Origin of the sequence: Aetokthonos hydrillicola CCALA 1050 (assembly GCF_017591665.1) — a bacterium.
GTDB lineage: Bacteria > Cyanobacteriota > Cyanobacteriia > Cyanobacteriales > Nostocaceae > Aetokthonos > Aetokthonos hydrillicola.
On the sequence record NZ_JAAKGC010000041.1, the window covers coordinates 21,725 to 36,109 of the forward strand.

A 14,385-nucleotide genomic window follows, 5' to 3' on the forward strand; every position below is an offset into this window, starting at 1 on the left:
CTGTCCTTCAAAAATCACCGAAAAAACACTTAGCTGAGCAAAAATTTATTTACTATGGTACAGCTATATCACTAATAGGTAAGCCGAGAAAATGATGATTTTAACTACTAAAATATGGTTGAAAACCGAAAAAACGTCAGTAAATCAACCAACTCCTGCAAGAAAACTTGTGGGCGTCTACGAACGAGAATGAAAAGCTTATAATGTCAGCTTTTTTTATTTTTAAGTTGGGAGGGCTTTATTTACAAAGGTATTGGTGGGTCAGTCACCAAATGTGGATACAGGAGAGAGCAATGCAATCCCGCAAAAATTATTGAAAAAACCTGAAATATTTCTTTCCCTGGTCTCGCGCTGTGTTAGATATTCAGGTGAAAATGATTTCTGTTTTTGCACACCTTATATCTCGCCACAGATAATCTATATAAACTAGATTAAGTATTATTGCCAATGTACTAGCACAGATCTGCGTAAATGAAGCAACGATTTCAAAGAGACAAAAGGGCTGATTTATGACACTTTTGACTTTTGAACGCCAGGTGCAACAAGAGCGGCACGCCGCCCAACGCACTGGCTCATGAGTGACTTTCGCGCAGCGGTGCTAGGCTTGGTAGAAGTAGATGCAGATTTTTTAGCCAATTTAACTATCAATACATTATATCTCCACGAAGCCCTTTTGTCTTCCATCAAAACAAAATTGTTTTGCCAGGAGCAAACAACGAAATCCATCTGTGTGTGTAAAAATACACTAATCACTACACTCCATTTTTGTAAATTACCACCCAATTTTTTAGATGAAAGTAGTATTTTTTGGCACTCCTGAGTTTGCTGTACCGACATTAGAAAAATTGATCAATCACTCAGAAATCGAGGTATTAGCAGTTGTTACTCAGCCAGATAAGCGCCGGGAGCGTGGAAATCAACTTACACCTTCACCGGTAAAATTGCTTGCCCAATCTTTTAACATCCCTGTATGGCAACCAGCAAGGGTAAAAAAAGATGCAGAAACTTTAAATCAACTAAAACAAATAGGGGCAGATGTTTTTGTAGTGGTTGCTTATGGGCAAATTCTGTCTCAAGAAATTTTGGATATGCCTAAACTGGGTTGTGTTAACGTACATGGCTCAATATTACCGAAGTATCGCGGTGCAGCCCCTATTCAGTGGTGTTTGTATAATGGGGAAACCCAAACTGGTATTACCACAATGTTAATGGATGCTGGGATGGATACCGGTGCAATGTTGCTAGTAGCTACCACACCTATAGGATTGTTGGATAATGCTGACGATCTGGCGCAAAAGCTGGCTCATGTCGGTGGAGATTTATTAATAGAAACTTTGTTAAAGCTCGAACGTCACGAGATTGAACCAATTCCCCAAGATAATTCTGAAGCTACTTATGCTCCTTTAATTAAAAAGGAAGATTATTGGTTGGATTGGTCAAAGAGCGCTCTTGCATTACATAATCAAATCAGAGGGTTTTACCCTAACTGTAATGCCACCTTTCGCAACCAATCGCTGAAAATTACTGCTACTGCTCCCCTTGGCACTGCTTTTGCCCTGGATCTCACGCCAGAGTTAAGGGCGTTGGTCGATAAATTGCCCGATCTGTCGAGGGAATCGTGTAAACCAGGAGAAGTGGTAAGCATTGCCAAGGGAATGGGAGCGATCGCACAAACTGGGGAAGGTTTATTGCTGTTGCGAGAAGTTCAGCTGGCTGGTAAACGTCCCCAGTCGGGATGGGATTTTGTGAATGGTGCGCGATTAGCAGTTGGGGAAGTTTTCAACAACGGTGGTGTTTAGAAATGTTAAGAAATGTTGCTCTACAATGCTTGTTCATAAAGACGGCAATTCATACATGGTCCGTCTGGGTTAACTGCACAACGAATGATCTCTGAATGAGCATTGTAACGGCAGTTTGCATCTCCAATAACCCAGCGTCCTTGGAAAAGGCTTCTTTCGCTTGGTTGTTTAGCGGACTGTACATAAAGAGCGATCTTTTGCAAACAGTAGCGTCCTGCTTTCAACTGATAGCGGTGACGGCGTTCTAAAACCGCATACGTTTTGCCTTCAAGATCAAGATAGTTTCCCGGCTGTGGGGTCCAATCGAGACGTATGCTACCAAGGGATTGACGTGGATGCGTTAGAATCACCTCGGTAGATAAAGAATTTGGCTCCATAAGCTTTTGTAATTAGGTTTACATTACTAGGATGGTAACGCACCTGCTTACGAGCAAAACCAGGCGATGGGGGTTAGGGAACAAATTCCCCGGTTTAACTTCATAAAGACTTAAACTTTCCCGTCGGTTATTACATTCTTTAAAGTTCTGTAGCCTTTTGATTACGGACGCTAAGCCACTGCGGTAAACTATGCCTTGATTATGATTCTTTCACACCAAAAGAACAACTTGGAAAGGAGCTTTTTTAATGTCTCATACCGTAAAAATCTACGATACCTGCATAGGCTGCACCCAATGCGTTCGCGCTTGTCCAACTGACGTGCTAGAAATGGTTCCTTGGGATGGTTGTAAGGCGCAGCAAATCGCTTCTTCACCCCGCACAGAAGACTGTGTTGGTTGTAAGCGCTGTGAAACAGCTTGTCCTACAGACTTTTTAAGCATAAGGGTTTACTTAGGAGCTGAAACCACCCGTAGTATGGGTCTAGCTTACTAAGAAATTAAGTCAGGAGTCAGGAGTCAGAAGTCAGAAGTCAGAATTACTCTTTCATTCTGACTCCCGGCTCCTGAATCCTGAATTCTTTTGTAAGAATTGATACTAACTTAATAACTGAGCAATAATCTCTTCTTTTTTTCTTTGCTAAAAAGCTCTCTTTGTGCTAACAACAATACAGAGAGGAACCTGACAATGGAGTGGTGTGAGTCATGTGTGGGATCGTCGGCTATATTGGCACCCAAGCAGCAACCGAGATTTTGCTATCTGGGCTAGAAAAGTTGGAGTATCGAGGCTACGATTCTGCCGGAATCGCCACGATATGGGAAGGAGAAATTAATTGTATTCGGGCAAAGGGTAAACTATACAATTTACGTTCTAAGTTAGAACAAGTCGAAATTCCCGCACCAATTGGTATTGGTCACACACGCTGGGCAACTCATGGTAAACCAGAGGAATACAACGCCCACCCCCATACAGATACCTCAATGCGTGTGGCGGTGGTGCAAAATGGCATTGTTGAAAACTACCGTGAGTTACGCGAGCAACTCAAAGCCAAAGGAATTCAATTTCGTTCTGATACTGATACCGAAGTCATCCCTCACCTCATTGCTGAATTCTTAAAAGACTCACCCTCTTCCGACTTACTTGACGCAGTTCTCCACACTGTTAACAAACTAGAGGGGGCGTTTGCCCTTGCAGTGATTTCTGCTGACCATCCCGACGAGTTAATTGCTGTTCGTCAACAAGCGCCTTTGGTTGTTGGTTTTGGACAAGGCGAGTTTTTCTGCGCCTCCGATACCCCAGCCATTATTACCTATACACCGGCCATGCTAGCTTTGGAAAATGGGGAAATAGCACGGCTTACACCTTTGGGTGTTGAGGTTTACAGCTTTGCTGGTAAAAGGTTGAAAAAACACCCCCGCGTGTTCAGCTTGAATCCAACAATGGTGGAAAAGCAAGGATTCAAGCACTTCATGCTCAAAGAAATTTATGAGCAACCAGGAGTTGTAAGAGCTTGTTTAGAAGCTTACTTTAAAAATGATGGTAATGTAGCTGATTCTCCCATTACTCTGGGGTTACCTACAGAATTTTATAATGATTTAGAGCAAATTCAGATCGTCGCTTGTGGTACTAGCTGGCACGCGGCATTAGTTGGAAAATATTTACTAGAACAGTTAGTAGGAATTCCCACTCAGGTGCAGTATGCTTCTGAGTTTCGCTACGCACCATCACCTTTAACACCGAATACACTTACTATTGGTGTGACGCAATCGGGTGAAACGGCTGATACTTTGGCAGCTTTAGCGATGGAAAAAGAACGTCGTAGCGAGAAAGAGCCGAAGTATCAAGCGCGGTTGATAGGGATTACCAATCGCCCTGAAAGTAGTTTAGGTCGTATGGTGTCTCATTATATTAATATTCTGGCGGGAATTGAAATTGGTGTGGCGGCAACGAAGACTTTTGTTGCTCAACTGATGGCTTTTTACGCTTTGGCATTGGATTTGGCTTATCGTAAGCAGACTGTTCCTACAACTAAATTACAAGAAATTATTGATGGGTTGTGGCAGATTCCTGGAGAAATTGAGGCGACTTTGGAAAGTCAGGAGCGTTATATTGAACATTTAGTTCATGACTTTGAAGAAACCAAAGATTTCATTTTCTTGGGGAGAGGTATTAACTTCCCCATCGCTTTAGAGGGAGCATTGAAATTAAAGGAAATTAGTTACGTTCATGCTGAAGGCTATCCAGCCGGTGAGATGAAGCATGGTCCTATCGCTTTATTAGATGCTAAAGTACCAGTAGTGGCGATCGCAACACCTGGTAGTGTCTACGAAAAAGTAATTTCTAACGCCCAAGAAGCTAAAGCCCGTGACTCTCGTTTAATTGGTGTAACTCCCCACAACGAAGGAGAAGCAGCAGAAATATTTGACGATATTATCCCTGTTTCATCTGTAGATGAGTTACTCTCACCCATACTCACAGTGATTCCGTTGCAATTATTGGCTTATCATATTGCAGCACGTCGCGGTCTGGATGTCGACCAGCCAAGAAACCTTGCAAAATCAGTAACTGTGGAGTAGGACGTAGCCTCTTAAGCTTTACCCTGTGGAAAAATAATAAAGTTATATAATTTCTCCTATGGGTGAGTAATAAGTTCACCTGTAGGAGATTCTGTTTATGGTTAGAACCAGAAAAGAACAGAAAAAGAAATTCCTATTCTCCTAGTAAAGAATGTTGAATGGATTCATTCTAGTTATAAGTTAGAAGCAACCGCAGACATAAATATTGATGAATTGCTTGAGATAGCAGATATTTTAAAATCAAAGCTACAAGAGACTATCGGCTTCATAGCAAGCTTGACATAGAGCAATTTACTGAAATTGTAATCAAAATAATTCTATACCACAACAATGAACATTACCAAAATAACTATCAAAGAGATGAGGCAATGATAGCTAATGATGTTCTCCCAATATCTAGAGAATTATGGCAGTGGGGAATTGCTAATCGTTCGGGTCCTCAAGTAACTGACTTAGAAATTTATGCCCAGCGTTGCCAGCTTCTCGGCAGCTTAGGTTACCAAAATTACCATAAGTTCTCGAAAAAGTAAAGGAATCTGTGCGATCACTGCTGAATACAGACAAACCAGTTAGAATCACCATTAGCAGGATAGGAAAAACTATAGGTTTGTTGGCACTACTGGAAAAGCATCTTGAGCGGATGCCATTAACAAAAGTTTATTTGAAATCAGTGACGGAAACTATAGAAGAGTTTCAGATCCGCCGAAGTAAGTGGGCAATCAAGCAGCTTGATGATTGTGGAGAAGAGATTGTCTGTTGGAAAGTAATGAAAGTTGCTGGATTCCGTGAAAGTTATGTAGAAAGAATCAATGCAGTGATTGAAAATGAGGAGTCAATGTTCTAAAATTGAACTAACCACTGAAGCTAGATGAGTTTAAAATATTAGGAGAATTCTAAATGAGCAATAAGAGTACGATTTTTTTTGGATACAATCAGCAGCTAATAAATAAATTAATCAAGATAATCAGAAAATATTTCGCAGAAAAAGAAAAAATAATTTTTTCTCAAAGAACTATAAAAAATCTGTTTAATGAAGATAATATAAATAATGATACAGAACGAAATATACTCATTTATGAAAGTGATGATCCGAGCGCTTTGAAATTAATAGACATAAATAATAAAAACACTGAATCAAAACTTAAAATTTTTGAAAATTATAAGAATAGCACAGAAAATAACATATTTATTTGTGTTTTGGGCAGTGACTATTTGTTAAAGGAGCAAGATGAAATATTTCTGAAGAAAATCTATACCTTATTTGAAGAAGAGGTTAGTTTAAATAATTTTTTTTGTATCATAGATACGAGTAAATTCAATGGTGATGAAGACAATGAAGACTTGAAAAGTGATGCCCAGTATTTTAAGAGGAAATTAGAATTCCTTTTTAAGAAGAATCAAAACCTGTTTGACGAGCGCAAGTACGACACAAGAGTCTTTTTTATTAACTTGAAAAGAGCAGAGGAACAGTCTCTATTAGAAGAATTAAAAGAATCAAGGTTTTTAAATTTTCTTACAGAACTTAAAAGCTTTTGGGAACCAATAAGGGAAAAAGAAAACATAACTATGTCTAAAACTATTGATTTGGGAGAAGAGCGGGAGCGTGAACAGTTACCTAGCGAATTAGCAGATGGTTCAATTACTACCGCTAAAATTGCTAATGATTCTATTACTGCAGACAAGATTAAAGATAAGACTATTACTAAAGATAAATTAGCTTTTTCTCTTGAAAGCCAAGATAGTCAATGGGAAAGCGATAAACATGGCATTTATTACCGTCAAACAGGTAAAACTGTTGGCATTAATAAGGAACCTGGCGACGAAAAGCTAGAAGTAAACGGTAATATAAAACTAGGTTTGGGTGCTAGTCTCTATGTTCCTGGAGCGCGTGAAAATCTGATGATCCTCAGAGGATCTTTTCCCGAAGGATTCGAAGCACAAAAACAAGAGCAAAAATTTATTTTTCGCGGTTCAGATTTTGATGTTGAAATGAAGAAGGCTGGCGAATATGAAATCAAATTTCATATTCCTTTTAGTGAACCTCCTACAGTATTCATCACCCAAAATCATGAGCTATCAAATAAATTGTTTAATAACCCAATAAACATTGAAGTAACAGAAGAAAACGTCATCCTTAGATTTATAGAGATTAAATTATCTGATATTTTTGGTTCAAAAAACTATCCTGGTAATTCAGATATAAGTCTGACACCTATGGCTGGTATAAGATTTGAGTTTATTGCAGTTGGAGCGAGATAATTTTTGAATTCGATATCATTTAAATTTGATTTGTGCGCTTTGAACAAAATTTTTCTAATTCATCTTTTGCAGATGCTTTATTGCCTTTATTCTGCTGAATCCAATCTTCCCATATAGTATTCTCTAAATTATTCCAAGAATCATGTTGCTTGCTTGTCTTTTCTTTTAAAGCATTCCACGTAGCAGTATCTACATTACTTGATGTGTTTATCTTATTTTGTGGATTGCCCTCACTATAAGCTTTTTGAAAATGATAAATTGCTAACTTAGTATCAAGATCAATTTTTCCTTTAGAAGTATCTTTTATATTACTTTGAAACTTTAGTTCATTGCTTGCTGCAATTAAAATTTCTTGTAAGTTGTTAACTATAGATGTAATATAATTATTTTTACTATCACTATTGTTAAACCAGAACTCTGTTTTATCTTTGTTGTGGAATATGAATATTTCTCTTCCTAATTTAACATCAGTACCTTCAGTTGGTGGATTTTGGGGTTGAGCGCCTTGTTTAAATGTAAACTTAGGGAATGCTTCCAGACAAACTGATGGCGGTTCGCTTCCTAGTCTTATCAATAAAATAAAAATTATGACGACTACCGCTGCTCCCCCTGTTAAGCCTATTAATAAATTTCTGTTAAGCTTTGGTTTTTGTGGAATTATGGGAGTGGGAATTTGTGATATGTGTTCCCACTCATCTGAAAGACTAGTATCATTCGATAAACCACGCCAGACATCAGCTTTGACAAAAATGGCTTTTGGTTTAAAGCCTGTTGTCACAGCAACTAATGCACCATTTCTTGCGGGAAGCGAGTATTTTTTTAGTTCATCGCCTAAATCTTGCAGGCGTTGCTCTGAAAAACGTGCAATTTTGCCTTTTTGTTCTGGAGGATCACTTGTAGCTTCGATATTTTCTCTACTTAACTCGTCAATATTCTGCCAATTAACTTCAAAGTACTCACCGGAACTATTAGGCGACTCTGACACTACGTTTTCAGGAAGTAGCAGATTTTTGTTTAACACTGATGCTGCAATCTTGCGCAGCTTTAGTTCTTCCTCTGGATCTTGAGTGATCCAAGCTATGGAGTTACGAATATAACGACGGTCTTTATCTTGACGTTTTGTTCGCAACCCGGACACGAGTAATAGTAATTCACCTTGCGATCGCAATAAAACAATCGAGGGTTCGGACTCGTGAATTAACTTTAAATCCTTATCTTCATTAAACTTAGTTGCTGACTGGATAATCCTCGGAACATTATTTACTTTTTCTGGTGCTGTTGACCGACTCACCCAGTAGTAGTCAACATGGTTTGTGCGGCTTTCTACGTATATATCCATACTTGACTCCCCACATTATTCATAAGTTATTGTCTTCTTAGAGGCGGTAATTATAAAATTTTCTGATAAGGGATACTAGTTGCTGATAAAAATTCGCTTTAAATTGCGTAACCATTTTGAAATAATAGAAGCTATTTCCTGAAAAATATTCTTAGAAGTTGCTTGCCAATACTCTTCGAGAGTATTATCACTTGATAAAGCACGCCAGACACGAGATTTTTCTAGAATATCCTTGTTACTAGCGGTTGTTACAACTACCAATGCTCCATCTCTTAGAGGAAGATTGTATTTCATCAAAGTCTCTGCCAATTCTTGTTTTCGAGCATCCGATATACGTGCTATTTTACCTTGTAATTCTTGGTGAGGAAGAGATTGATAAGTAGTTCTACTTACTTGAATCAATCCCTCAATCGCTGTCCAATGAACCTCAAATTCACGAGGGTCTTTAGAATTAACTATTGCGTAATTTAGTATTTTTTGTATTTGAAGATTATTATTTAACACTAATGCAGAAATTTCACGCATAATTATTTCATCATCATTACTTCCTATCCACGCTATAGAATTACTTATATACCGGTGCATCCGATCTTGTCGCTCTGTTCTCAAACCAGTTAGAAGTAGTAGTAGTTTACCTTCTAAACGATATAAAACTATGGAAAAATCTTGAGGATTAATCAAAAACCTCGTCTTTTGAAATATAGGAAAATTATGAATTTTCCCCGCCTCGAATCTAGTTTCTCCCTTTGCTAACCAGTAATAACCATGCTCTCGACCACTGCTTTGAACATAAATCTTCATTTAATTACGTTGAACCAATTGATAGAAATTCCAGTATCTATTAAATTTCCTAACTTTACAAGAAGTTTTCAGAATCTTCTAGTAATAAAAAAAGCGATGGCTACAATGAATATTAAAAAAAATAGTCCGGAATTTTTTGGAAAATTAGACAAAAGATCGTTGGCAATTTCTCGAAAAGATTCGGGAAGTATTTGCGTAAAATCGTTTACAACTTGGTCTAAATTCTTTTCTCCATTATTTTTAGCAGGTTTATTTTGTTCAGAGGGAGAACTATCTTTCATCAAATGAATGTCGTGCCATTTTTCTGGATTGATAGTAGTATCATTCGATAAACCACGCCAGACATTAGCTTTGACAAAAATGGCTTTTGGTTTAAATCCTTTCGTCACAGCAACTAACGCCCCATCTCTTGCAGGAAGGGAACATCTTTCGAGTTTATCACCTAATTCTTGCAGGCGTTGCTCTGAAAAAAGTGCAATTTTGCCGTTTTCTTGTGGAGAATTACTTGGAGCTTCGATATTTGGTGGAATTAAATTTTCGATATCCTGCCAATTAACCTTAAAGTAGTCATCAGAACTATCAGACTGCTCTGGCACCACGTTCTCAAGAATTTGCAGATTATTTTTTAAGACTAATGCTGCAATCTTGCACAGCTTTAGTTCTTCCTTTGCATCTTGAGTGATCCAAGCTATGGAGTTACGAATATAACGACGGTCTTTATCTTGGCGTTTTGTTCGCAACCCAGACACCAGTAATAGTAATTCACCTTGCGATCGCAATAAAACAATTGAGGGTTCGGACTCGTGAATTAGTTTTAAATCCTTGTCTCCATTAAAGTTAGTAACTGATTGGATAATCCTCGGAACATTAAGCTCTTGTTCTGGTTCTGTTGACTGACTTACCCAGTAGTAATCTCTATTCTTTGTACGGCTTTCTACGTATATACGCATACTTTATACTTCCTAAAGTATCTATACAATAATTATCTTTTCAGCAATAACGCAGTGGGTCATGGCACACTAAATAAAAAAGATAACTAATTTACAGTTAATAAATTGTCACCTTGTATCAAGTCAATACCCTTTTCACTGGCTTTCTGAACTGAACTTTGTGCAAAATGTGTAACAGCTTCTTTAAGCTCTTTATCTATATCTAACCAATTATAGATAAACTTTAACAATCCTCTTTTTTGTTGTTTCTCCTGAAGATAGTTTCTAAGAATAAATGCTAATATGAACTGCAATGGCTTTTCAGCATTAACAGTTTCCCATTTAGGATTGCTTCTTTGCTGATACCAAAAAGGTGGTATTTCTCCAGGATTTTTTTGCCTTTTATCGATGTAAGAAAAAACCACACCACCTACTGTCTGAATTGGTATAATAACTACCGCCACATGACCCGGATTTCTGATCTTTAAATCCCCAAGAAGTATTTGGTAACGTTTTTTTATTGCTATATGGATTCTTTCAGCTTGATTTGCTTGCATGTACTTTTCGCACTTTACAGGAGCTAATATCACTAACCTGTTTTTTGGAGATTGATTATTGTCTGCTTCGTAAGCTTCTCTCAATAAGTACGCAATATCAGTACTCATATTGATGGGTTCATGATATTGTCCGTCTCTTTCAAGTAAAGCAGGAGTATCAATTGCTATGATAGTAATTGGTGAGTTCTTTAAATACTCGACAACTGTAGAACGGTTTGAATCGTTAGGCAATATCCAACCGCCGGGATAATCTTGAAATTCCAGCAGTAATTTTGAAGTATTCTTACTACCCTTTAAATTACTAAGGTAGAAATAAAATTCTGTATTCTGATTACTGCCATCAAGTCCTCCTTGAACAGTAAAATTCTTAGTATCAATCAGTTGAGATAATTTCCTTTCATACTCTTGAAACAATCCTAAAGCATTTTGTTTCGCAAATTCATCATCAGGCTTGCCAGGATTTAATCTTAGAACACTATCACTAACTGCCAGATCCATTGCTTTACGCATCACTGTCAATATACTTGTTTTCCCTACCCCAGTGGGACCAAGCATAGTAACTTTCAAGGCTTTCTCTTCTGTCATTTATTTATTGGCTCCTTTGCTTCGAATTTAACTAATCTTTCTAGTCAAGAAATTCTAGAGACTCTCTACTATTGTTAGCTGCAATGCGTTCAACTGCGTTTAGCCAATCTTTGCGGATATCATTGAGCTTTCTCTCTTCAGCAAATTTGTTCCCCCAAACTTGCGCTCGTGCATAGTAATAAATTTGTTCCCATCCACCTTTTGCATTGTCAGAGCGCAGTACCTGATCCACAAATTCTTCTACAATTCCAAAAGCAGCATCTCCAGGCTCTGATGAAAATTTTTCTAATTCGCTAACACATTCAGACACCGCTTTATTGTAAAAAAATTCAAGCTTCTGTTGAATTTCCTCCGCTGTCGGTTTATCATTAAGACCAGCTGTTCGATCAGGTGTTAGTGCATCGAGATGTTGACGAATTCGATGTTGAAACAAATTACGATAAGAAATATTGAAATTGGATATTATTTCAAATCCTTCTTTAATTCTTTGCAGATAAGGATTGTCTGGCAAAGTTTCTGCCATATATTCTAGAAATTCTTTTCCTTGTTTATCTGTTAAACCACCTAACATCCCTCCTGTTTCAGACAATAATACATTTGTTACTTCTAATTTCACATCATCAATTAATGACTCTAGCCCATCATCAATTTTTAAAAATTGTCGTGAAAGATGGGTGCGACATTTATGTAAATAAATAACGTAAGCAGCACCGTAACCACCTTTAGTATTTCGCGTCTTCTCGATTTGGGCAATTGCTGGTATTGTAGCAGGCATACTCTCACAGCAGTATGTCTCTACTTCTTGTATCTTATCAGTATATATTTTGGCTATTTGTTGTTTGTAACCACCTTGCTGAAGCTCTTTGAGTAATTCCTCCAACTTGTCTGTGAGTTGTTCCCAAACATTTTCAAATAGTGGTCTAAAGTCTGGCACTTCAATAGCGTCATCACCCATCATTGATGGAACACCTAATGCTTTACGAGCTTTTTCAACTTCAATGCTCACAGCATTATGAATCCGCAATAGTTCCTGGTAAGAAAAGTTGCAATAATCTCGATCCAGACGCTCGATATTTTGGATTAGGTAATCAAGAATCCGATCAAGAATCTCTGTGTTTGCTTCTGTCGTATTGGCACAGTTAGCAATAATGGCTGGTTTGACAACTTCTATTACTTGTTTATCTAAGCTTTTCGCAAAGTACTCACATAATCCCAGATTATCAAATTTATCATGTCTATTTAGAACCATGAAAGACCACTCTTTGATCGGCAGACGCAAAGCCTTATTGGCGGTACTATACAATTCCACATCTTTCGCCTCCCAGTCTCCACCCGGTGGTTTTGGAAACCGGACAAAAATGGCAGCATCGACTTCTTCACCCAAAATTTTTATCAATTGCTCTTCTGCGCCAATACCTGTTTCTCCCAAACCAGGCATATCTACTAGGGCAATCTTACCAATATCTGTGTTAGGAAACTCACAAAACAGTTCAACTTTTTGGACTGCCATGTATTTAAAATAATTTTCATTTCCCTCAGAGTCATTTTGAGCAACGTATTCTCTGATTTCATGCTTTTGAATCTGTTTATTTTGTGATTCCAGCAGCAGGGATCGGTATTCTTCGAGATGGTTGTGATACTTTTCTAAATATCTGTACTGTGCTTTGTAGAGCATAGAATCTCCCGCAATTTCCTCTGGTAAAGGAGGTAGGGGTAGCGCAAATTCTTCAAGACTCTCAGGCGCATCTCCTAAGCGGAGCTTTTCAAAATAGGGTCTGATGATCTCATTAAGAAATGTTTTCTCGGAATGAAAAAACACCATACCATACGTGGCAATTTCTGGACGATGGTTAATAGTACAACGAGCACCTGTACAGAATCCTCTGTCACTATCGGGAATTTCGGTGGTTGATAGTCCAGTTAAGCTCTGAAGTAAGCGGCTCTTCCCTTGTCTAGCTATGCCAACTACCCCCAAGTTCAAGCTGTTGCGGGCAAAACGACGCCTCATTTTTTCTAGGTTCTTCAGTTCAAGGGAAATTCGTTTTTTGATATCAGAAAAATCGACTTTCCTCAAAGCTTGAAGAAAATTAGGATCGCTCTGAAGAGCAATTAATTTTTCTGCTGTAGTCTGTTGCAGTTTTTCTAGCTTGCTAATTTCTGAGTTTAGCAGCACGACGTTATTCTGCACTTTTTTTAGTTTCTCATCCAAAGGCTTGCGCTTGAGAATAATGCTGTTAATTTTTTCTGTTCTATTCATATAATTTACTACAAGGCTAAATAATCAATTTCCGAAATTGAGCAGCTAATTGAATAAAAATACTAGGTCAGCTTCGGGTTAACTTTCTCGCGTGATTTGGTACAATAGACACAGAAGCAAACTAGAGAGCATTCACTAAAAATTTAAAATATACTAAAACAGCTAAATACTGAGTTATTGCATTAACAAAAAAACTTTTGTCTGTTAACCTATTGTAAATTTTTAAAGTATAGCACAAACAAGTGTTCAGTATACGCAAATTTTATCAATAAGTCAAATGATATAAATAAAATTTCTTTTTGTAGGTAATTTACCTGGTTTAGCAGCATTCTGTAGCAATTATTGCAGATATGCTTAAGTTACCTAAAACAGGTTTAGGCAGCGATCGCCACTTCGTCACCCGCCGCAGAATCTCTGAAAGATATATCAAACACTAAGTACAGCTATTTTAGGCTTCATAGTTTACTTGAAACATTCACCCAACTCCTGGAAGCTTTGGCGCTCTACTTTTTTCAAGGTACTGATACAAGCGATTGTCCCGGATAAGTAATTTGGATCACCCCACCCCAAGTACAAAAACACTTACAATTATCATTGAGAGCTGGAGGAGTATTAATTGAGAAGGTTGGTGTGCCAGGTACCCAAGGAGCGGGAATAACTGGAACACAAGGCATTGGGGTTAGTACTCCGAAAGCAGCTGCTGTTGCGCTAGCAACTGTTGGATTTGCCAGAGAAGTACACATCCCAAAGGGAGGAATATTTGCTATGGGAGCGTAATCCATGATTGTTGCTGCTGGCTTTCCCTCTATTATGGTTGGCGTTCCTTTGGGAATAACTATTAAAGAACTAGGTGTTATTCCAAAGGAGCAATTTAGCATTGCTCCCATTACTACAAGCTTCGCCATTTT

14 protein-coding genes are annotated in these 14,385 nt (G+C 38.0%); 7 read left to right on the plus strand and 7 right to left on the minus strand.

All coding sequences use genetic code 11. From position 1 onward, the window contains the following. Positions 1–791 precede the first annotated feature (791 nt). Positions 792–1,799 (plus strand): methionyl-tRNA formyltransferase, encoded by a 1,008-nt coding sequence (gene fmt, locus G4P69_RS20305; RefSeq protein ID WP_208343047.1) that lies wholly within the window; start codon positions 792–794, stop codon positions 1,797–1,799. A gap of 20 nt (positions 1,800–1,819) precedes the next feature. On the opposite strand, the gene G4P69_RS20310 is transcribed toward fmt, so the two are convergent. Next, the gene (locus tag G4P69_RS20310; RefSeq protein WP_208343046.1) at positions 1,820–2,176 is read right to left on the minus strand and encodes a DUF6464 family protein; all 357 of its coding nucleotides are present in this window, start codon (positions 2,174–2,176) and stop codon (positions 1,820–1,822) included. 247 nt (positions 2,177–2,423) lie between these two features. On the opposite strand from G4P69_RS20310, the gene psaC reads away from it, so the two are divergent. The 6 genes from psaC (at position 2,424) to G4P69_RS20340 (ending at position 7,009) form a co-directional block, all read left to right on the plus strand. Then, positions 2,424–2,669 carry a photosystem I iron-sulfur center protein PsaC gene (gene psaC, locus G4P69_RS20315; protein ID WP_016878077.1) on the plus strand — a complete coding sequence of 82 codons (246 nt, stop codon included), beginning with the start codon at positions 2,424–2,426 and terminating at the stop codon, positions 2,667–2,669. Positions 2,670–2,878: 209 nt separating this feature from the next. Continuing rightward, positions 2,879–4,750, plus strand: a complete 1,872-nt coding sequence (gene glmS / locus G4P69_RS20320) for a glutamine--fructose-6-phosphate transaminase (isomerizing) (RefSeq protein WP_208343044.1) — start codon at positions 2,879–2,881, stop codon at positions 4,748–4,750. A gap of 162 nt (positions 4,751–4,912) precedes the next feature. Next, positions 4,913–5,035: a hypothetical protein gene (locus G4P69_RS39340; RefSeq protein WP_313890552.1), complete on the plus strand. Its 123-nt coding sequence runs from the start codon at positions 4,913–4,915 to the stop codon at positions 5,033–5,035. A gap of 83 nt (positions 5,036–5,118) precedes the next feature. Further along, on the plus strand, positions 5,119–5,280 hold the full coding sequence (locus tag G4P69_RS20330; RefSeq protein WP_208343043.1) for a hypothetical protein: 162 nt from the start codon (positions 5,119–5,121) through the stop codon (positions 5,278–5,280). Between the two features lie 8 nt (positions 5,281–5,288). Further along, positions 5,289–5,594, plus strand: coding sequence for a hypothetical protein (locus G4P69_RS20335; RefSeq protein ID WP_208343042.1), 306 nt, complete (start codon positions 5,289–5,291; stop codon positions 5,592–5,594). Positions 5,595–5,647: 53 nt separating this feature from the next. After that, positions 5,648–7,009: a hypothetical protein gene (locus G4P69_RS20340; RefSeq protein WP_208343041.1), complete on the plus strand. Its 1,362-nt coding sequence runs from the start codon at positions 5,648–5,650 to the stop codon at positions 7,007–7,009. Between the two features lie 19 nt (positions 7,010–7,028). Here the strand turns inward: G4P69_RS20340 and G4P69_RS20345 are convergent, their stop codons facing one another. The 6 genes from G4P69_RS20345 to G4P69_RS20370 all read right to left on the minus strand — a co-directional run bounded on the left by G4P69_RS20345 (position 7,029) and on the right by G4P69_RS20370 (position 14,382). Further along, complete coding sequence (locus G4P69_RS20345) at positions 7,029–8,348, minus strand: hypothetical protein (protein ID WP_208343040.1); 1,320 nt, start codon at positions 8,346–8,348, stop codon at positions 7,029–7,031. Positions 8,349–8,423: 75 nt separating this feature from the next. Beyond that, the gene (locus G4P69_RS20350; RefSeq protein ID WP_208343039.1) at positions 8,424–9,149 is read right to left on the minus strand and encodes a hypothetical protein; all 726 of its coding nucleotides are present in this window, start codon (positions 9,147–9,149) and stop codon (positions 8,424–8,426) included. A 68-nt stretch (positions 9,150–9,217) separates the two neighbouring features. Continuing rightward, on the minus strand, positions 9,218–10,099 hold the full coding sequence (locus G4P69_RS20355) for a hypothetical protein (RefSeq protein WP_208343037.1): 882 nt from the start codon (positions 10,097–10,099) through the stop codon (positions 9,218–9,220). Positions 10,100–10,185: 86 nt separating this feature from the next. After that, the gene (locus tag G4P69_RS20360; protein WP_208343036.1) at positions 10,186–11,220 is read right to left on the minus strand and encodes a hypothetical protein; all 1,035 of its coding nucleotides are present in this window, start codon (positions 11,218–11,220) and stop codon (positions 10,186–10,188) included. Positions 11,221–11,260: 40 nt separating this feature from the next. After that, positions 11,261–13,477 (minus strand): hypothetical protein, encoded by a 2,217-nt coding sequence (locus G4P69_RS20365; RefSeq protein WP_208343035.1) that lies wholly within the window; start codon positions 13,475–13,477, stop codon positions 11,261–11,263. 512 nt (positions 13,478–13,989) lie between these two features. Beyond that, complete coding sequence (locus G4P69_RS20370) at positions 13,990–14,382, minus strand: DUF4280 domain-containing protein (RefSeq protein ID WP_208343034.1); 393 nt, start codon at positions 14,380–14,382, stop codon at positions 13,990–13,992. Between the last annotated feature and the right edge of the window lie 3 nt (positions 14,383–14,385).